The organism is Streptococcus didelphis DSM 15616, from assembly GCF_000380005.1.
Taxonomy (GTDB): Bacteria; Bacillota; Bacilli; order Lactobacillales; family Streptococcaceae; genus Streptococcus; species Streptococcus didelphis.
This window is the reverse complement of the sequence record NZ_KB904197.1, coordinates 95502-115035: the sequence shown is the minus strand read 5'-3', so window position 1 is coordinate 115035 and position 19534 is coordinate 95502. Positions and strand designations below refer to the sequence as shown.

Sequence of the window (19534 nt, the reverse complement as noted above, 5' to 3'; positions counted from 1 at the left end):
TTTCTCTTTTTAAATACTCATATAGACATGTTTTATCCTGTAGCAAAATTCTGACAAGAGGTCTGATATGTGCTATTATTTCTTTGAAATAAAATAAAAAGGAGAAGAATATGATTTCATATGATTTATTAGTTATTGGATTTGGTAAAGCTGGAAAGACTTTAGCTGGGAAAATGGCAAGTTTAGGAAAAAAAGTTGCTCTAGTCGAAGAAGATACTTCTATGTATGGGGGAACTTGTATTAATATTGGCTGTATCCCAACTAAAACGTTAATCCATGCTGCCCAAGAAAACTTAAGTTTCTCAGAAGCTATGACCCTAAAAGATACTGTTACGACTCGTCTCAACAAGAAAAATGAAACTGTTTTAAGGAATTCAGGAGCAGATTTGTATAATGCCAGGGCCCGTTTTCTTGATAACAAAAAGGTCGAATTAAGTGGAGGTGCTGAAAAGGAAATAATAAGTGCAGAGACAATTGTTATTAATACTGGGGCAGTGTCAAACAGATTTCCCATCCCAGGTTTACTAGAAACTCAAAATGTTTTTGATAGTACTGGTATTCAACACTTACAGCAAAGACCTCAACGTTTGGGACTTATTGGTGGGGGGAATATTGGCCTTGAATTTGCTAGTCTCTATGCTAAACTAGGGTCAGAAGTGACAGTCTTTGATGCTGCGCCAGCTATTCTGGCAAGAGCGGAAGAAGTTGTTGCTAAAATGGCTAAAGAATATCTTGAAGAAGATGGTGTAAGCTTTGTTCTTTCTTCCAAAGTTGAAGGGTTACGTAATAATGGGGAAAAAGTTATCATCACAGCTGATGGTAAGGATTATGAATTTGATGCGGTTATGTATGCTATGGGGCGTAAACCTGCAACTGAAGATCTAGGACTTGAAAATACAGATATCAAATTAACCGACCGTGGTGCTATTTTAGTCAATGACTATTTAGAAACAAGTGTAGAAAATATCTATGCTGTGGGAGATGTTAATGGTGGCTTGCAATTTACCTATACTTCCCTAGATGACTTCCGTATTGTGTTTGGTCGTTTGACAGGCAGTTCTGACTATAACTTGGCAGAGCGTCGTAATGTTCCTAACACAACCTTTATTCAACCAGCCTTATCACAGGTTGGCATGACAGAAAAAGAGGCTAAGGAAAAAGGTTTGGATTATAAAGCCAATGAACTCCTAGTAGCCAATATGCCACGCGCTCATGTTGACAATAATCTTCGTGGTATCTACAAGGTTATTGTTGATAAAAACTCAAGTGAAATCTTGGGTGCAAGTCTCTTTGCTCAAGATTCACAAGAAGTCATTAATATTATAAAAATGGCAATGGATAATCATATCCCATATACTTATTTGAAAAATCAAGTTTTCACCCATCCGACCATGTCTGAAAACTTAAACGATGTTTTTAATTTTTAAAAATCATTTTCTATAAATAAATTTTAAAAAATAAATATCGCTTTCACGTTTATTAAAAAATAGTAAACTCAAATTAAGAGTTTACTATTTTTTTATGAAAATATAAATTTTCTATCATTTTATAAAATGATAGAAAAAACATTAAAAATAATTGCTTAAAAATGTATATAAAGAATTGTGAACCTCGAAAAACCACTTAAATAAAGGTTTTTATCGGAAGTTTTTTAGAATTTAAATATTTACAATTAGATGACAATTCTCATTGAGGGACAATAAAGTCATTACTAACATTTTACAATATTAAGGTTTTGTTATATAATGCAAGTGATAAGAGTTGAATGATTGTCTTCCTACGATAATACAAAAAAGCTAGCATTTCTCATTATTTTCGAATTAATGAAATAAGTGGTCTTGTCTTAGGAAAATAATCTAGCTTAGCTTTTATCAACTGTTTATGTCTTTACCATTTTAAGTATAGGAGGTAAGAATTATGTTAAAATTTACTTCAAATGTTCTCGCTACTAGCGTAGCAGAAACAACACAAGTTGCTCCTGGTGGCTGCTGTTGCTGTTGCTGTACATGTTGCTTCTCTGTTGCTGTAGGAGGTAATGCAACTGGCGGTGCAACAACTCAACCAGCAGTTCCAGCATCTTAATTACTGGGCTTATTCTAACTAAAGAATAGCAGGGGAAGATTACTAGTTGCTAGCTACTAGTGATTAACTCATGACATATTCTTTAGGTTTTATGAGCTTGATAATGTGGTGGACTGTATTTGTAGAGGTGAAAATAGAAGGAGGAGACGTTATGCTTAAATTAAATGCTAATGTCATGGCTACTAGCGTAGCAGAAACAACACAAGTTGCTCCTGGTGGCTGCTGTTGCTGTTGTAGTTGCACATGCTGCTTCTCTGTAGCAGTAAATGGAAATGCAACTGGCGGCGCAACAACTATCAAGCCATAACATTTTTATAAGTACTAGAATAGTATCAAAAACTTTTTGAACTGTTCTAAAACAGTCTAGTGGGAATGAGCAGGTATCATTTTGAATGATGCCTGCTGATGACCACATTTCAGAAAAATAGAAAGAAAAGATAAGTATGTCATTTTTTTCAAAAATAAATGCAGAATCACATCAAAAAAATAATTTGACAAGAGATGAAGCAAGACAATTATTTGAGTTTAATACCAACCATCTTTCTTTTTCAGATTATCATCATCAAACAGTATTAAAAACATCAAAACAGTTAGTAGCTCAACACCTAATGCCCAATGAAACAGATAATCTTAGTCAGCATTTTTTGATGAATTATAAGGCTAATAATAATTATCTAGGGTTTAAAGCTAGTGTGGCTGATTTCTTTACAGATTCAGCAGTCACAACATTTACTAATAGTAGCTACTTTGAGGATAAAAATAATATAATTGCCTTACCAAAGGCAAAGAAAATTAATGTTGCCCTTTCAACCTGTATTACCAGCAGAAGAAGCCAAAGGGAGTTTATTGATCAAACAATGCCCCTTCAGGATTTAGCTGATTTACTTTATTATGCTTGTGGTGTAAGCTCAGAGGTTGCTGTTAAAGAAGATATTGCTAAAAAAGTCAAGCTTAGAAATAATGCCTCAGGTGGAGGACTATATCCTATTACTCTATTCTTTTATGTTAGAAATATAGAGACACTTGAAGACGGATTTTATGAGTACCTTCCTTACCAACACGCTCTAAGGTGTCATCATCTTAGTGAAGAAGATATTAGAGCTTTTGCTGAATTTGGTATTATAAATGCTGAAGATTGTAATGTAGTTGTAATTTATTCCTATAACTATATAAGAAATACACGTAAGTATGGTAATCAGGCTACAGCTTACGCCTTTATTGAAGCCGGGGAAATTTCCCAAAATATTCAATTAGTAGCGACGGCTTTAGTTTATGGTAGTGTAGATATTGGAGGATATAATAAAGAATACCTTCAAGAAAAATTAAGTTTAGATGGTTTGAATCACCATGTTATTCATATGACTATTATTGGAAATAAGGAGTCTCTATGAAATATCAATTAAATAGTAATGTTCGTATTGTACAATTTAACGATACTTTTTGTTTTAGAAAAGGCTTATGGGACTTCAATGAAGCTGTGCTTGATTTAACAAATGAGCCACAAGCCTTAAAAGAAATTTACTATCGTATCATCTCAGATCTTTTCAAGGGACTAGTCATTGATACAGATATCTATGAAAAAGAGTTGGATTCAGAACTCTATACAAAATTGATAGAAGTTATAACTGCCTTATATTATAGTGATATTCTCATGTATGAAGATGACTATGCTCTGCAAGAAAATGTAATGAAGGTCTTAACAGGAAATTTTCATTTCATCGCAGAAGCAGGTCAAAGTGAAGATAAGGCACCCATTTTATTTATCAGTGATTCACAATATGTTGATGATTCAGCTGCCTTGCTAGCAGAGCAATTAGGACTTACTATGCATATTGCTAGTGATGAGCTAAAAATGACTATTCAACAGACAGATGTGACCTCACGCTTAGATGCCTTGGAACACCATCGCAATATGAATTCCTTATCTGAGAAACTGAAAGATTATCAAAGTATCCTTATCTGTCAAGAGCGGCTTAATATTACAATGCTACGTCACCTTAATGAGATTAGTGTTGCCTTAAAGAAACAGCTGGTTTTAGGTTTTGTGGACGGTCCTTTTATCCATGCATGTACTCTAAATCCCCCTCACACAGCTGACTTTGATAGCTTAGAAAGAAGGGTTCTGGCTCGTTTACAAGATCATACTCTGTATCAACACTATGCCAGTCAAATCTTGCCTCCAAGACAGAATGTGAGCCGTGCCTACCTTCCTCTTCTTAATATCTTAATGAACTTGGTAGTTAGTGAGGCCTTTATTATTTCTCAAACAGGTAGTTCCAAATTTGAAGGCCGCTTATTGAGTATCTATATGCCAAGTCTTGAGATTCAAGTTCAAGATATCCTGAAAATGTCTAATTCACAATCCCAAGGTGCTCTTGCTAAATTAAGATATGAGGATCAGCAGATTTCAACACGGGAGATGGTTAAAGAACTCCTCAAAGAAGAGTAGGGAGGAGTACATATGCTAAGTCATTATCCTTCATTTAATCATATATTTTCAGAATTAAAGTCTTTAAGTGGCAATAGAACAGGGATTCTCAATCAATCCCAAGTACCTGTCTGCAACCATCCTCATGATGTTTATTTAAAAAGTGTTACAGGACAGATGCCTGATTACCACAAACAGTTTATTGGAGAATTAAGTCAGGTCAGTTATCATATTATTGGTTATGGTAGTCATTACGAGGAAGCCCTGATTAAATATTTAGGTGAAAGTATTGAACGCTATGCCACTATTATTGCTGGTGATTTATTATCTGAACGTATCGTATATGCTTCCTATAAAGAATTAAGCCAGACAGATCCTGTTATACCTCTAGAATATTTACAGGTCTTTACCCAAGAACAAATAGATCGTAGCTGTGACCTCCATATGACCATGTGTCAAAAAATGTTGACAGAAGATGATATTTTAGGCTGGGTTAAATGTCCTATGTTTTTTGAAGACAAGGAAATGTATGTACCAGTCCAAATGCTTTGTGTAGGGTATAAGCCAAATCAGGAGATTGGTGAGCAGCATATTATCCCAGGATTTTCAACGGGAACTGCCTCTCATAAGACCCTTGAAGCTGCTCTGTGCAATAGCATAATTGAATATCTTCAAATCGATTCTATGATGCTAAGCTGGCATACCCTCAAGGCTTGTCCAAGAATTGAGATTGATGATCCTGAAATCTTGGCTATTTTAGAAGAGGCTAACTTAGGTAAAAATAGTCTTTATGAAATCATACCTATCGATATGACAGTTGGTGATGATAACCCTCTATATACCTTTGGTATTATTATGAAAAACAAGTATCAAGAAGGTCCGTATTTGTTATTTGGAGTTCAAGCAGGTCTGGATCCAAAACATACCTTATTAAGAGGAATCATGGAAGCATCAGCTATCAGCTACAGTTATTACTATAACTTGTTATACAATCCAGATTCCTTAGCTAATATTGAAAGTGACTCTCCCCAATTTCTTGATCTGGATAGTAATGTTTTCTACTATGCTCATCCTAAAGATACAGAAGAGAAATGGCAGGCTTTTAAGCCCTTAATTTCAGGCAAGGTATTATTAAGTGATTTACCTAATCATAGTGGTAAGTCTAAAAAAGAGGACCTTAAACTATTATTGGATTATACAAAAAAAGTTAGTCCTAATGCTGTATTCTTGGATATTACACCTCCAGAAGCTGCAGATAAGGGTTGGTATGTGACACGGGTTTTAACACCAGAACTTTTAGAGATGTGTATTCCAGCCTTTCCTTTTGCTAATCATCCACGCATGAAACAATTTGGAGGTGTCAAAAATGAATTTGTACACCCAATGCCTTAATTTTTGTTTTTTACTGGTTAGTTTAAATCCTGCTATTACCATGCAGGCTATTTTTGGCCAAAATGACAGTGGTCATGGTTTCAATCTTTTAAAGTTTTTAAAAGCTGTTAATCTTTATTACCTGATTATGCTAGTAGGAATTGTCTTGCTATCCCCTCATTTATTTACATTTAAGGGTCATCTTACTGGAAAACTTTTCCTACTTGGTGTCATGTTAATGGTGGGAGTTTTTACCTTAGAAGTCATTTTTTCACATGTTCTTCGTTGTCTTAAGGCCAAGAAATGGCTAGCCTTACATTTGTCTTTTGTTGGGACAACTAGGACTTCTAAAAGTATTATACTAACCTTGCTATTGGCTTTCTTTGAAGAGCTAACTTACCGTCTATTGTGGTTTGCTATTCTCTTAGAGGGCTGGAATTTGCCAATTGGTTGGGTTTTATTAATTACCAGTATTTCTTATGCCTGGAATCACCTTTTAATAGGAAAACATATTTTTTATGCTAAACTATTAACAGGTTTACTTTATGGTTGCATTTATTATGTTACTGCAAATATATGGCTGGTATTTATTGTGCATATTGGGGGTAATCTTTTAGTAGAGAGTCTCAGTCGTATACAAACACTTAAAAAGAAGGTAGCATGATTATGATAATACTATTTGCTCTGCTATCTTTTTTAGGTCTAGTAACCTTTTTCCTAACAAGAAATAGTATGCGACCCTTAAAAAGATGGCATTTGACACATGTTCAATATCTTACTTATCAACAGCTTATTGATCTAATTTTAGTGCTAGTAGAGTTTATAGTTATCTCTATTTTGGTCTTTTTTGGTCCAAATAGTAGTTACGCTAAGTTTTTGTCAGTTATAAAAGAGATACATTGGGATTGGCACTTTGCTTTATTTGTAGTCTTGTACTTGTTAGCACTAGTAGAAATAACAATGTTAATCTTAATAGGTTTTGTTGAGTTAATACTTAAAAAAAATAGCCGACAATTGTTTAAACAGATGAACTGGCTAGCTTTTAGAAAAGAAAAGGCTGCAGGGAGTTTTCTTATATTAAGTTTAGCAGTATTAGAAGATGCTGTTTTGTATCTGGCAATATTGCCTACTATCTCTAAGCTATCACTTACAACTCTTATCCTCCTTGTAATGACTTATGCTTTGATTAAGGCTTGTCGCTATAAGGACTGGTTAACTAATTTATTAGCTTTAGGTCTTTTTTCCTTCATTGGGATGTGGTGTTTAACAGCTACATTTTTATATGGATGGCTAGCGGGAGCTTTCTTATTAGCTGTAACCTACCTAGTAATTAGTTTTAAAGAGCAAGATTTATAATGGAAAGAAGGAATAAGAGATGAGTTTTGTACAATTAAAAAATGTTACAAAGGTCTATTCAGGAGAAAAGAAGGCTGTTGATGACGTCTCACTTGATATAGAAGAAGGAAAGATTTACGGACTTCTTGGTCCAAATGGAGCTGGGAAATCAACCTTGATTAATCTCATTTTAGGTTTAATTCCCTTAAGTTCTGGAGAAATTGAAATTTTGGATCAGCCAAGTAAGGCTATTCGCAAAGTGAGTTCAAAAATTGGCTATGTGTCACAAGATATTGCTATTTATACAGACTTGACTGCTTATGAAAATGTGGAACTTTTTGCTTCCTTGTACGGACTTAAAGGAAATCATTTGAAAGAAGAGGTCCTAAAAAGTTTAGACTTTGTAGGTTTAAGACCTCAGGCTAAGCAATTTCCTAGTCAATTTTCTGGTGGCATGAAGCGTCGCTTAAATATTGCCTGTGCCTTGGTTCACTCACCTAAGTTAATTATTTTTGATGAACCAACCGTAGGTATTGATCCTCAATCTCGTAATCATATTTTAGAGTCTATTCGTTTATTAAAAAAACAAGGGGCTACTATTATCTATACAACCCATTACATGGAAGAAGTAGAAGCCTTATGTGATTATATCTATATTATGGATCACGGAAAGGTCATTGAAGAAGGTAATAAGGCTGCACTTGAAAAACGTTATGAAGCAGACCTCAGTAAGGAAATTATAGTTACCTTAGCGGATAAACAGCAGATTGATTTATCCCATAAGCCAAATTGGAAGTTGCTAGATAATAACTATGAGAAAGTTTTACTTATTGAAAATGAACCTATAGATCAAGTAGTAGATTATTTAACAAGTAACAAGATTGGTTTTAGTGAAATTAGACATAATCATTTGAACTTAGAAGAAATCTTCTTACACTTGACTGGCAAGAAGTTGAGAGATTAGAGGTTATTATGGTCTTATTACATTTAATCAAAAAAGAGAGCTTACAGATTTTTAGAAATAGGACAGCTTTACTGATGATGGTTGTTTTTCCTATCTTTATGATTTTAATTTTAAGCTTTGCTTTTAAATCTAGTTTTAATACCACAACTAATGTTCCAAAGCTAACTGTTCGTTACCAATTAGAAGGTGAAAAAACAGATTATCAGAAAAATTTTATTGCATTTTTAGAGGTTTTAAATAAAGAACTTGATTTAGAAGCTAAACCAACAAAGAACCTTGGAAAAGATCAAAAAAAGGTCAGCGAGGGAGCCTTGACAGCTACTTTGGAAGTTAAGGCTAACCAAAGTATTAAGGTAACAACTAATAAAATAAATCAACAAAATGCTGATTTAGTGAATATGTTAGTAAATAGTTATGTTGATAATGCTAAAACATATGATTCAATCGCCAAGCTCTATCCGGAAGCCCTGGCTAAAATTAAGAAACGACAAATAGATTTTATCGATTCTAGCTCAGTTCAAACCAGTAAGGGCATGTCCTCAGCAGATTACTATGCTATTTCAATGTTTACCATGATTACCTTTTATAGTATTATGTCTGCGATGAACTTAGTATTGACTGACCGGCAAGAAGGCACAACAAGTCGTATTTACTTAACAGGTGTGTCAAATACAAACTTATTGCTTGGTAAGCTAATTGGTGCTATGACTGCAACTGCAGTACAGTTATCCATTCTCTATGTTTTTACCCGTTTTGTGATGAGGGTTAATTGGGGAACAGATCATTGGCAAATTATAGGAGTAACTGCCTCACTAATCTATCTTTCAGTGGCTATTGGGATTGGATTAGCAAATAGTATTAGAAATGAAGCCTTTCTAATGGTAGCTTCTAATGCCGTAATTCCAATTTTTGCTTTTCTAGGAGGAAGCTATGTTCCCTTATCAACATTAAATAGTAATCTTATCAACCAGCTTTCTAAGATTTCTCCTATAAAGTGGGTAAATGATAGTCTATTTTATATCATTTTTGGGGGACAGCATAATCCTATTCCGATAACCTTGATGGTTAATATTGGATTAGGAACAGCATTTCTTCTCTTTGCCTTACTAAGAATGAGAAAGCAGGTGACAGCATGATTAGCTTTATAAAAGTATTATTTCTAAAAATACGACGAAAAAAAACAAGCTATGTGACCTTTATTCTACTGCCTATATTAACCACGCTTTTAGCCCTATCATTAAGTTTTGCAGACAGCAGTCAGGCTAAGATTGGTATTGTTGATAGAGATAAAACTTATGTATCTAAACAATTTATTTCTGAAATCAAACATAATAAGAAATATCAGATTTATACTAAACTAGAAGAAGATGCTATTGATCAGTATCTTAAAGATAAAAGTTTAGAAGCGGTCTTGACTATTGATTCAGGTTTTGGTGACAAAGTATTAAAAGGACAAGCACAAAAGCTTACCCTTCGTTCCATTGCTAAGAGTCAGGTTACAGAATGGTTTAAAGCCCAAGCTAATTATCTTTTAGAAAATTACAATGTTATTGGGGATGTAGCAGCAGGAAAGCAAGATATTTTTAAACAGTTATTAAAACAAAATAAAAGCCTAGCCTATAAGGTTAAAGAGGTTAGCTTAGCAGATAGGTCACAAAGTAAGTCCATTTCATCGACCACAACAGGTTTTTTACTCATCCTTATGCTAGGTAGTACCAGCATTTTATATGGGGGGATTTTGACAGACAAAACAAGTCAGATATATAATCGCTTAGTTTTATCAAAGTTGTCTCGTATTCAGTATATGCTTAGTTATGTCTGTGTAGGGATTGTAGCCTTTGCGCTTCAAATTCTGATAATGTTGGGCTTGTTGAGGCTTGTGAATGTCAGCTTTTATATACCAACAGCAATTGTTTTACTAACATTCTTCTTGTTTAGCCTTTTGGCTATAGGTTTTGGCCTGATGATCGGAGCTCTTTCTAAAAATTCCCAACAAAGTAGTCAACTAGCTAACTTAATTGTAATGCCAACTTCTATGTTGGCTGGCTGTTTATGGCCTCTTAGTATTACACCTCCTTATATGCAAGCTATTGGAAAACTTTTGCCACAAAACTGGGTGCTCTCAATTATTAGTATCTTTCAAAATGGTGGTAATATAGCTATGGCTTGGCCTTATCTGACTGGCTTATTATTACTAGCCTTACTTTTAATGGTTTTATCAAGCCTTTTGTTAAAACCTATCCGTTCTTAAAAAGGATGATAAGGATTCTTATAGCTTTGCTTAAGGACCTAACAAGATCAAAAAAGAACTTGCTTTGTGAACTAGACCTTAAAAGCTAGACTTTTAGTCTAACTTGGGAGTCAGCCCATGAAGCAGGTTCTTTTTGGCTGCAAATAAATAATAGAAGGCTAAAAACTGGGCTATGGGGAACTATTCATCTAAATCATTAAAAAGGCACTTGATATAATCATGAGGGGACATACCAGTGTATTTTTTGAATGTCTTCAAAAAATGGGTAGTGTCATAAAAGTGTAGTGTTTGAGCAACCTCACTGATGGGAAGGCCTCTTTTTAGAAGTAACTTAGCTTCCTTGATTTTTTCTTTTAAAATGTGGCTTTGAATAGATATATTAGAATAACGTCTAAAGACGGATCGTAAGTGGGATTCAGAGATGTAAAGATGATTAGCAATATCTGAAACTTTAATCTTTTTATAGAGGTGGTTATCGACATAATGAAGAATACTATTATAAATTTGCTTTTTATCTGAGATACTTTTGTTGGCCAGTGATTCAGAAAAAGTAATCAAGGCTGCGCATCTAATGTGCAATACTTCAAGAATATTGCTAGCTTCTTCGGTCGATATAACAAAATGTTTCACTAATTCATAATTCTGAGGGATTTCTCGGTTCTCAGAAAAAGATAATTCAAGTAATTTTGAAAAATAGATGATGGATAGATTTTTTTCGGTTCTTAGAGCAGAAATAGGAGAAGAACTTATCTCAGAAGCTGGTAGACTATTAATTTCCTTTTTAAGAATTTCTGTATTTCCCATCTGGACCAGCTTAAGAATATGATTCAAGTGGATAAAAATGTCAGGCAAAGGGTTAGAAGAGGTATTTAATAATTCGATATCAGTAATAAATTGAGGTTTTTCTACAATTTTTTGTGCCTTATGGAAAATATCATAAATGATAGCTTGGCACTTCTGCTCAAAAGAAGTATCAAAAAAGGCATCCAATGTAATAAAGAGGCTCCGAATATTGGTAGAAGGTAGGATAGGAACAAGAGCCATGTAAGCTAGTAACAGGTCTTTTTCGTGATCCTTGAACTTACTATAAAAATCATCTGCTATTTTATTCTTATAAGTGCTATCCAGATTATAAGAGTAAAAAGGCCCAATAGAAATAATAGCTTGTTTGATAGAAAAGATTAAAAAGGTTTCTTCAAAAACTCCCTGGTAAATATCCATGTCACCATCCAACTTTAAATCAAGCTTTTTAAGCAGTTGATAGTAAGGGTAGAGATATTCTTTGTTGCCATATATCTGTATAAGATTAAGCTTTGGGGACATGATAATAATAGGTAATTGAGATAATGTGTGTAAGGCTTGAATTCGCTTTAGATCAAGTGTAGTCACAGGGGACACCACCTTTGTTAATAATAATTTTTTCCAAGTATTTATTCTAGTTGAAAGCTTCTACCTTTTCAAACAAAATGCTTTATAAATATGATAAGAAAAAGTTAGAACTTAAGCAAGATTATTTGCTAATTTATTAAGACTCTAAATTAACATAGTATAAAATTAAGCAAATACATGTAAAAAATGATTTAACTGTGCTAAAAAGAACTATTAGATATTTTTTTCTTATAGAATAGTAATGTTTATTATTCATAAAAATGAAAACAGTCACGTTTATGTGGAACTGTTTTTTTCATGTTAAAAATAATAGTCGAAAAATTAAAGAAGTAAATTGGAGAAAAAATGACAAAAGAGAAAAACATAAAGTCATTCGCTAAAGTAGAACGTTTTGGAATTAGAAAGTATCGCTGTGGCGTTGCCTCAGTTCTTTTAGGAACATCAGTAATCTTAGCATTACACTCACATGCGGTATTAGCACAAGAAGCAAGTGCTGTTAGAGTAGAAGAAAACCCATCCTCACTAGTTGCAGATAAGGACTTGGTGTCAACAGTAGGTAACCAAGCATCTGCCAGTAATTCAGTTGTTCCTACAGCTAGCCCAAACCCTGTCGCTAACTCTGCTGAAACGACACCTTCTCCAGCTTCTGAAACAGCAACTCTTCCTGTAACTACAATAGCTACAATAAATCCAACAGCAGCAACAGGTCAAGATATTTCGGACCAGATAAAATCTAATATTCAGATTAATGGGGGAAATAAACCTAATGAAACTATCTCTACCGTCAGACCCTTTGCAGGAGTAGAACAACTACAAACAAATCAAGACAATTCCTTAGCAGCAAAAATAACTTTTGAATTACCAAAGGCTAATCCAGGAGATTACTTTGACCTAACAATCTCTGATAATGTGGACCTCAAAGGAATCTCTGCAACTGCTGTTGCGGACGATATAAAAAATGAACAAATTGTGCTTGCTTCCGCAGAAATTATAAATGCAACAAAAATCCGTTATACTTTTACAAATTCTGTTAGTAGTTTAACAAATATAAAGGGATCAATGAAATTACCTCTGTTTATTGATAAAGATAAGGTTCCAAATACTTCTAGTCAGAATACAGTGGTGACGGTTGGTAAGGATTCCACAACACTTCCTGTAATGGTTGATTACACATTGTATGTTGGTCCAAATGATGATTCAAATGGAAATGCCGACTTAAACAATATTGATTTTGTGAATAAAACTGTTACACACACTGCTTATTATAATCCTAATAAAGCTACTATTATCAATAGAGAAATTGATTTTTATAATTTATCAGGAAGTGGAGTAATTTATGATCAGGATGCACTTGATTCTGTTAAAGTTTACCGATTGAAAGAAGGGCAAGAACTGAGTCAGAGTTTTGCCATTGATAAAAGTAAATTTGATGAAATTACCTCACAAGTTACTAAGCAGATTAATTATAGTGAGCTTTTAGAAACAACAGCATATCTTTCTGTCTATTTTAATAATACTACTAAGAATAATGAGCAATATGTTGTCCAATATACTGCTAAGTTTGATCCAGGAACTGAAGAAAGCCCTAAAGATATTAAGACAAATACTAGATTTACAGGAAAAAATAGTTTGTCTGCAAAAAGTTATGACTGGACATGGGGGAATGCCATTAACCTCTATGGTGGGGTTGCCAATGGTAGTGGCTTATTACAAGAACCAGGTCAATTCCAAGAACACCATATCTATATTACCAAAGATCAAGATGGTGTAGAGACAGCAAGTGAAAAAGTTGACGGGCAAGACCTTGAAGGACGTAGGAACGAACTCTATTCAACTGGTAAACAAGATAAAGATGGTTATGCCTTTATTAAAACTGAAAATCCTATTAACAATCCTGCTTATAATGAGAAAGGAGATAGGGTAAGCGGTAATTTCGTACCAAAGACTAAGCAAGAAATCACCTATGTTTATGAGCGTGTGGTAGAAGACCCACAAAAGGTTCCAGGAAGTTTCCAAGAACATCATATCTATATTACCAAAGATCAAGATGGTGTAGAGACAGCACGAGAAACAGTGGATGGTCAGCTTGAAACTGGCCGTAAAGAAGCTACTTATGCTACAGGTAAGAAGGATAAAGCAGATTTTAGATTTGTTAGAACAGAAAAACCAATAAATGGGCCAAAATATACAGCAACTGGTGATACTGTTAATGGTAACTTTGTTCCAAACATTAAGCAAGAAATCACCTATGTTTATGAGCGTGTAGTTGAAGACCCACAAAAGGTTCCAGGAAGTTTCCAAGAACATCATATTTACCAAACGATTGATGAATCAGGAAATCTTGTTTCTGTAGATGATACTGTAGATGGAAAAGTACTTGAAGGTACCATGAAGGACAACTACACTACAGGGCGTCTAGACCGTGAAGGTTATACATTTGTCCGTACTCAAGATGTTAAAGAAGGTGCAGCTCATCATGAAGATGGTTCAAGAGCTACAGGAACTTTCAAAGGGAGAGCTTTCCAAGAAGTAACCTATGTTTATCAACGTCTATTAATTAGGTCAACAGATAGTCACGTGATTGATTTTGATGGTAACACAGCTCCGGGAGAATCAGGCTCAAATAATGGCACGGAAGAAATTACAGAACATGGTCCAATTATAGAAAATGAAACAGACAGTTCAGAAATTATTTCAGGTTCAAATAATGGCACGGAAGAAATTACAGAACATGGTCCAATTATAGAANATGAAACAGACAGTTCAGAAATTATTTCAGGNTCAAATAATGGCACGGAAGAAATTACAGAACATGGTCCAATTATAGAANATGAAACAGATAGTTCAGAAATTATTTCAGGATCAAATGATGGCACAGAAGAAATTACAGAAACAGGTCCTCTTGTTGACTTTGATTTTAACAGTCCGGAGATTATTTCAGGGGCAAATGATGGTCAAACCGTTATTGAAGAAGATAAGCCAGTCCTTTCACAAAAAGCACTTGCTGACAAAGAGCCAGAAAATCCTAAAGTGGTAGCAAAAGTAAGCAAGCCAGAACTACCAAGTACAGGAGATAAGTCATCTGTTCTTTCTATATTAGGTTTAGTTTTATCAGTTTTAGCTTTAGCTTTTACAAAAAGAAGAACATCAGAGAAATAAATTATCATCATACATTTCGAAAAATAGTAAGCCAATTATTTAGATGTGATTGTAGATAACTTTAAAATAATGATAAAAGGTACTATCTTTAATGATAATACCTTTTAGTGTGTCATAGATTTAAGATAATACAAAACCCTAAAGTAGTTACAGTATTTGTGGAATGGGTTTAAGTGGCTGAGCATTTTTACCTATTACATTTTAAGAGGAAGTAGACACTTTCTTCAGTGATAATTTTAGGTTAGAATTCTAAGTTATTTTTGACCTTTTCTAAATGATCATGTATACATCTTGCCAGATGCTCTGACTCACTGTATTTCGCAATTAACCAGGCTTTTTCCATATTATCAAATCCCTTATTATCATGTTTCAACACATTGTAATAACCTTTGATATAAAGAAAGACGGTACGCTCATATAATTGAGTATCATTTGTTAACATTCCCTCAATATATTTCATGAAATAAGCCGCATCATTTAATCTTCGACAATCTAGACAGGCTAAGCAGGTATTAAGGCTTATACGTAAAATATGCTCAATATTCTTTTTGATTTCATGATAAAAATTTGTACGATCTAACATGGTTCTTGTTAGACTTATCATTAAATCTGGACTAAGAATTCTACTGGTGTTCATTAATAATAAGATTTCATAAAAACTCCAAAATTCCACATTAAATAGGTAGTCAGATAAGTCTATCAAATCTTTATCTGAAATACTTTCATTAGGATCAAGGTGGCTAATCAAAGCAGTGACCATCAGACGATTTAAAGAATAGGTATTTCCTGTTTCCCAGTCAAAGGGTTTACGGTTCAGTTCTTGCCGAAGCTTGTCAATCTTTCCCTTCATCACATTTTGTTGTAAAATTTCAAACCAAACATCCATGGGATTATCAGCATAACCATTGACTGCGTAAAGATATTCTTCCAGTCGAATATTTACTTTTCTAAGAATAAAAAATAATTTATCAATTGTGATTTGTGTTAAACCTCTCTCGAATCGTGACAATTGTGGTAAAGAAATAACCCGGTCATCAGCTACATCTTTTAATTTTAATCCACGGTTCAAGCGTAAGGCTTTAAATACTGCTCCAAATTGTCTATCCATAGGTAACTCCTTTATTATTTTTTTAAGTTTTAATGAATTGACAGGTAACCCTTCTAGTAGTGGTTTCAATCAACACTTTAAAACTATTTTTGTTAGTATAACATGTTTTAAGAAGCTGAACTCAAAATTTTCAAATATGTAAATTTAAAAAATAGGGAACTAAATATAGCTATGTTTTAAGGCCATTAGTTTTTTTAAACATTTTAAGTTGAAACAGTTATTATTCCAAAAAACTTTACAGATTACTATGTTATATCATCCTATGGTAAAACTAAAGAGTCAGTATGATAATACAACATTTTTCAGGAAAGAGATGTATTAAATGTGTAGTATACTATAAGTAAATGCGTAATAAATTTATTTTTTAGAATTAGAAAAGTAATGGGGGCTTTTTATAAGGATAAGAAAACGTTCATAAAAGGACAATTTAGAAGTAAAGTTGAAACTATTCTTGATAATAATAGTAGGAAATATGATGACATTTAGATACAAAAAAAGGAAGCCAATTAAGGCTTCCTTTACGACTGCCACCACCGAGAATCGAACTCGGAACGAAGCATTACCATTGCTTTATTATACCATTTAACTACAGCGGCTACCTTTCTATGATACTATAAGTTGTTTTTCTTAGCAAGCCTTTTTTGAGAAATTATTTATAGAAATAGCAGGGCTTAGTGTAGGAGCTATGGTTATGAGAGGGTTTACTTACAGCTTAAATTATTTGAAGATAGGCTGTGCTTTTAGGAAACATGCGGCATTTGAAAGTCAGTTGGCATACTTTTGAATTCTCGTCTCAGGAAGTATAAGGCTAAGATAAAGGCGATTAAATCTGAGCTTGGTCCGGCATACATAACCCCTTCAACCCCCATATAATGAGGTAGTATAAATAAAAGAGGAAGTAAGAATATAACCTGCTTGGTAAGAGATAAAAAGGCTCCGACACTAGCTTTTCCGATAGCTTGAAAGAAGGTTGTAGAAGCAATTTGAACCCCATTTAAAAAGACAAAGAATAAAAAGACTCGAACATACTTCATCCCAAATTGGAAGTAAAGTTTAGAACCACTACCAAATAATTCTAAGAAGGGATGTGTGAAAATTTCAAAACTAAAGAAAGCGACTAAGGAAATAATGGTAGCTGTTTTTAATAGAAGTTTAGTTGTTTCTCTAACCCGTTCAAAATTCATAGCACCATAGTTGTAGCCTATAATCGGTTGTGCGCCTTGGACTAAGCCAATAATGATGGCTATAAATAGGGAATTAATCTTCATTACAATTCCAGCAACTGCTATGGCAATATCACTACCATAAATAGATTCTGCTCCAAACTTACGAAGCATATTATTAGTAACTACTTGAATAATAAGCATGGAGGACTGGAAGATAAAGGACGAAGAGCCAACAGATAAAATAGAAAGGACTATCCCTTTATCAAGTTTAAAATCATTGGCCCTGAGTTGAACGGACTTAAACCTTCTAAAGTACATTCCCATGTAAAGTGCTGAAATAATCTGGCTAATAAGGGTTGCAAGCCCAGCTCCCTTAATTCCCCAATTAAAATAGAAAAGAAAAATAGGAACTAAGATAACATTTAAGATAGCTCCGTAGATGATAGCCATCATAGAATAGGTAGGACTACCGTCAGCACGAACAAGAGGGTTAATACTCATGGTAAACATTAAAAAAGGAATTCCAAAAGCAGAAATAGCAGTGAAGTCTTGTGCTAGGTTCATGGTTGATTCTGTTGCACCAAAGAGCAATAAAAGAGGTTTAATAAAAAGAATGATTAAAGTTCCAATGATTAACCCCGTAGAAAGAGATAAAGTAATAGCATTACCGACAGTCTTACTTGCACGATCAACTTGTCCTCGTCCTAGGGAGAGATTAAAATTTGAAGCGCCTCCTAAGCCAAAGGTTAGACCAAAGGCTAGACAGATAATAGTTAGGGGAAAGGCTACGCTAGTCGCTGCATTCCCTAAATAGCCAATACTATGTCCAATAAAGATTTGGTCGACAATATTGTAGAGTGAATTGACTAAATTAGCAGTTATAGCAGGTATGGACATGGTAAATAATAATTTTGGAATTTTCTCAGTTTGTAGGCTGTTAACTTGCATATAATCTCCTTTTATAGTTTTTTCTTTGATTCTGTAATTAGCTTTGTCAGAAGTTCTTTGAGTAGTTGAGTTTCTTCTTTAGTCATACTTTGTGTAAAATTATCTTCAATCGACTCACTAATTTGTAAAATCTGATCTTTTAATTTTTTAGCTTTATCAGTTAAAAGAATGACTTTACAACGTTTATCATCTAGATGATTTTTCCGATAAATGAGTCCTTTTTTTTCTAAATTTTGTAATATACCAGTGACACTGGGATTAGTCATACCAAAAAAATTCTCAATATCAATTTGTTTAAGACTACCTTCAGGTTGTAAGATAAGATGTTTTATAATTCTAAATTGACTGGTTGTGATATGTTTAGAACTTAAAAAGTGGTTGGCTTGGCGGTCAAACTCAAGATTTGCTTTTTTTATTAAGACGCCTAAGTGTTCATTTCTCATATACTCTCCTTTTTACATAGCTTCCTATGCAACTTTTTTATTATACCATAGCTTCTTATCTATTTCTAGAAATTATTCTTAAAATCTGGTTCACACAACAAAGACTGCTATGTTATAATGTTAGGTAGAAATCATAGAAGGAGATATCCATGGCGAATGAAAAAGAATTTTTGAGAGATTTTGAGGAATGGGTTAGGGACCAGATAAGTCTTAATCAATTGGCTATGACCACCAGTCAAAAGATAGCTCAAGAAGATAATGCTCAGAATGCCAAGGATGCTTTTATACGCTATGAAGCTAAGTTAGATGCTTACCAGTTTTTATTGGGAAAGTTTGATAATTATCATAATGGCAAATCCTTTCATGAAGTACCAGAAGATCTATTTGGTACAAAACATTTTTAAGATAAGAAAGTAGGTAAATCACGTGGGAAAGCAAAAAAATCATAAAAAAAGACTCAAATTAAAAATGAAACATCAAGGACTTCTTAAAAATTCTCTTAATAAGGTTGAAGAAGGTCTTAAACAGCTTAATCAACAGGCTAAAAAGGTAAAAGAAGAAGTTATAGAACGTGGTCAAGAAGTCTTTGAGGATCTCAAACCTAAAAAAGGCTCTCATAGTCTAGATGATTTTACAAATCTTCCCGAAGTGGCAGGCATACGTTCTAATTTAGTAGAAACGCTTTATCATGAAGGAATTACTTCAGCTGAAGACTTCAAGTCGTGGACAAAAGAGTCCTTATTAGAAATTAATGGTATTGGTCCTGCTACAGTTGAAAAATTGGCTGAAAATGGGGCTAAATTTAAAAAATAATTAGTAAGGAAGATTGCTTAAGAGTAGTGATTCTGTTAAAATATAGCTATCAGAGGTCTTTTGAGTCGGTTTGTCAC

General features: G+C 33.8%; 18 protein-coding genes and 1 tRNA gene. 14 read left to right on the top strand and 5 right to left on the bottom strand.

Features of this window, described 5'->3' with window-relative positions:
- Window positions 1-110: 110 nt before the first annotated feature.
- The 11 genes from A3GU_RS0107655 to A3GU_RS0107605 all read left to right on the top strand — a co-directional run bounded on the left by A3GU_RS0107655 (window position 111) and on the right by A3GU_RS0107605 (window position 10431).
- Window positions 111-1427 carry an FAD-containing oxidoreductase gene (locus A3GU_RS0107655; RefSeq protein WP_018366958.1) on the top strand — a complete coding sequence of 439 codons (1317 nt, stop codon included), beginning with the start codon at window positions 111-113 and terminating at the stop codon, window positions 1425-1427.
- Window positions 1428-1917: 490 nt separating this feature from the next.
- The gene (locus tag A3GU_RS0107650; protein WP_018366957.1) at window positions 1918-2082 is read left to right on the top strand and encodes a streptolysin S family TOMM toxin; all 165 of its coding nucleotides are present in this window, start codon (window positions 1918-1920) and stop codon (window positions 2080-2082) included.
- A 70-nt stretch (window positions 2083-2152) separates the two neighbouring features.
- Entirely contained in the window at window positions 2153-2389 is a 237-nt protein-coding gene (locus tag A3GU_RS09735; protein WP_425423173.1) for a streptolysin S family TOMM toxin, read from the top strand.
- Between the two features lie 136 nt (window positions 2390-2525).
- Window positions 2526-3473: a SagB/ThcOx family dehydrogenase gene (locus A3GU_RS0107640; protein WP_018366955.1), complete on the top strand. Its 948-nt coding sequence runs from the start codon at window positions 2526-2528 to the stop codon at window positions 3471-3473.
- Window positions 3470-4531 carry a streptolysin S biosynthesis protein SagC gene (locus A3GU_RS0107635; protein ID WP_018366954.1) on the top strand — a complete coding sequence of 354 codons (1062 nt, stop codon included), beginning with the start codon at window positions 3470-3472 and terminating at the stop codon, window positions 4529-4531. The genes A3GU_RS0107640 and A3GU_RS0107635 overlap by 4 nt, the downstream gene beginning before the upstream one ends.
- A 12-nt stretch (window positions 4532-4543) precedes the next feature.
- Window positions 4544-5902: a YcaO-like family protein gene (locus tag A3GU_RS0107630; protein WP_018366953.1), complete on the top strand. Its 1359-nt coding sequence runs from the start codon at window positions 4544-4546 to the stop codon at window positions 5900-5902.
- Window positions 5877-6545 (top strand): CPBP family intramembrane glutamic endopeptidase, encoded by a 669-nt coding sequence (locus tag A3GU_RS0107625; protein ID WP_018366952.1) that lies wholly within the window; start codon window positions 5877-5879, stop codon window positions 6543-6545. The genes A3GU_RS0107630 and A3GU_RS0107625 overlap by 26 nt, the downstream gene beginning before the upstream one ends.
- A complete protein-coding gene (locus A3GU_RS0107620) occupies window positions 6542-7237 on the top strand; it encodes a SagF family protein (RefSeq protein WP_018366951.1) in 696 nt (231 codons plus the stop codon). The genes A3GU_RS0107625 and A3GU_RS0107620 overlap by 4 nt, the downstream gene beginning before the upstream one ends.
- Window positions 7238-7256: 19 nt before the next feature.
- The gene (locus A3GU_RS0107615) at window positions 7257-8180 is read left to right on the top strand and encodes an ABC transporter ATP-binding protein (RefSeq protein WP_018366950.1); all 924 of its coding nucleotides are present in this window, start codon (window positions 7257-7259) and stop codon (window positions 8178-8180) included.
- Between the two features lie 8 nt (window positions 8181-8188).
- Window positions 8189-9316 carry a SagH family ABC transporter permease subunit gene (locus tag A3GU_RS0107610; RefSeq protein WP_018366949.1) on the top strand — a complete coding sequence of 376 codons (1128 nt, stop codon included), beginning with the start codon at window positions 8189-8191 and terminating at the stop codon, window positions 9314-9316.
- Entirely contained in the window at window positions 9313-10431 is a 1119-nt protein-coding gene (locus A3GU_RS0107605; protein WP_018366948.1) for an ABC transporter permease, read from the top strand. Before A3GU_RS0107610 ends, A3GU_RS0107605 begins: the two co-directional genes overlap by 4 nt.
- Before the next feature lie 180 nt (window positions 10432-10611).
- On the opposite strand, the gene A3GU_RS0107600 is transcribed toward A3GU_RS0107605, so the two are convergent.
- A complete protein-coding gene (locus A3GU_RS0107600) occupies window positions 10612-11820 on the bottom strand; it encodes a YSIRK-targeted surface antigen transcriptional regulator (protein WP_018366947.1) in 1209 nt (402 codons plus the stop codon).
- Window positions 11821-12165: 345 nt separating this feature from the next.
- Here A3GU_RS0107600 and A3GU_RS10260 point away from each other — a divergent pair, with 345 nt between their 5' ends.
- Window positions 12166-14979 (top strand): Ig-like domain-containing protein, encoded by a 2814-nt coding sequence (locus A3GU_RS10260; protein WP_018366946.1) that lies wholly within the window; start codon window positions 12166-12168, stop codon window positions 14977-14979.
- Window positions 14980-15220: 241 nt separating this feature from the next.
- On the opposite strand, the gene A3GU_RS0107590 is transcribed toward A3GU_RS10260, so the two are convergent.
- The 4 genes from A3GU_RS0107590 to A3GU_RS0107575 all read right to left on the bottom strand — a co-directional run bounded on the left by A3GU_RS0107590 (window position 15221) and on the right by A3GU_RS0107575 (window position 18644).
- On the bottom strand, window positions 15221-16087 hold the full coding sequence (locus tag A3GU_RS0107590; protein ID WP_018366945.1) for a helix-turn-helix domain-containing protein: 867 nt from the start codon (window positions 16085-16087) through the stop codon (window positions 15221-15223).
- A gap of 525 nt (window positions 16088-16612) precedes the next feature.
- Window positions 16613-16683: transfer RNA gene (locus A3GU_RS0107585), tRNA-Thr, on the bottom strand.
- Between the two features lie 144 nt (window positions 16684-16827).
- Entirely contained in the window at window positions 16828-18201 is a 1374-nt protein-coding gene (locus tag A3GU_RS0107580) for an MATE family efflux transporter (protein WP_018366944.1), read from the bottom strand.
- A gap of 11 nt (window positions 18202-18212) precedes the next feature.
- Window positions 18213-18644 carry a MarR family winged helix-turn-helix transcriptional regulator gene (locus A3GU_RS0107575; protein ID WP_018366943.1) on the bottom strand — a complete coding sequence of 144 codons (432 nt, stop codon included), beginning with the start codon at window positions 18642-18644 and terminating at the stop codon, window positions 18213-18215.
- Between the two features lie 149 nt (window positions 18645-18793).
- Here A3GU_RS0107575 and A3GU_RS0107570 point away from each other — a divergent pair, with 149 nt between their 5' ends.
- Complete coding sequence (locus A3GU_RS0107570) at window positions 18794-19048, top strand: DUF1912 family protein (protein WP_018366942.1); 255 nt, start codon at window positions 18794-18796, stop codon at window positions 19046-19048.
- Window positions 19049-19070: 22 nt separating this feature from the next.
- The gene (locus A3GU_RS0107565) at window positions 19071-19457 is read left to right on the top strand and encodes a helix-hairpin-helix domain-containing protein (RefSeq protein WP_018366941.1); all 387 of its coding nucleotides are present in this window, start codon (window positions 19071-19073) and stop codon (window positions 19455-19457) included.
- Window positions 19458-19534 lie beyond the last annotated feature (77 nt).

Coding starts and splice junctions, on each gene's coding strand:
- A3GU_RS0107655 (WP_018366958.1), top strand. CDS start 111: ATGATTTCATATGATTTATTAGTTATTGGATTTGGTAAAGCTGGAAAG.
- A3GU_RS0107650 (WP_018366957.1), top strand. CDS start 1,918: ATGTTAAAATTTACTTCAAATGTTCTCGCTACTAGCGTAGCAGAAACA.
- A3GU_RS09735 (WP_425423173.1), top strand. CDS start 2,153: ATGACATATTCTTTAGGTTTTATGAGCTTGATAATGTGGTGGACTGTA.
- A3GU_RS0107640 (WP_018366955.1), top strand. CDS start 2,526: ATGTCATTTTTTTCAAAAATAAATGCAGAATCACATCAAAAAAATAAT.
- A3GU_RS0107635 (WP_018366954.1), top strand. CDS start 3,470: ATGAAATATCAATTAAATAGTAATGTTCGTATTGTACAATTTAACGAT.
- A3GU_RS0107630 (WP_018366953.1), top strand. CDS start 4,544: ATGCTAAGTCATTATCCTTCATTTAATCATATATTTTCAGAATTAAAG.
- A3GU_RS0107625 (WP_018366952.1), top strand. CDS start 5,877: ATGAATTTGTACACCCAATGCCTTAATTTTTGTTTTTTACTGGTTAGT.
- A3GU_RS0107620 (WP_018366951.1), top strand. CDS start 6,542: ATGATTATGATAATACTATTTGCTCTGCTATCTTTTTTAGGTCTAGTA.
- A3GU_RS0107615 (WP_018366950.1), top strand. CDS start 7,257: ATGAGTTTTGTACAATTAAAAAATGTTACAAAGGTCTATTCAGGAGAA.
- A3GU_RS0107610 (WP_018366949.1), top strand. CDS start 8,189: ATGGTCTTATTACATTTAATCAAAAAAGAGAGCTTACAGATTTTTAGA.
- A3GU_RS0107605 (WP_018366948.1), top strand. CDS start 9,313: ATGATTAGCTTTATAAAAGTATTATTTCTAAAAATACGACGAAAAAAA.
- A3GU_RS0107590 (WP_018366945.1), bottom strand. CDS start 16,087: ATGGATAGACAATTTGGAGCAGTATTTAAAGCCTTACGCTTGAACCGT.
- A3GU_RS0107580 (WP_018366944.1), bottom strand. CDS start 18,201: ATGCAAGTTAACAGCCTACAAACTGAGAAAATTCCAAAATTATTATTT.
- A3GU_RS0107575 (WP_018366943.1), bottom strand. CDS start 18,644: ATGAGAAATGAACACTTAGGCGTCTTAATAAAAAAAGCAAATCTTGAG.
- A3GU_RS0107570 (WP_018366942.1), top strand. CDS start 18,794: ATGGCGAATGAAAAAGAATTTTTGAGAGATTTTGAGGAATGGGTTAGG.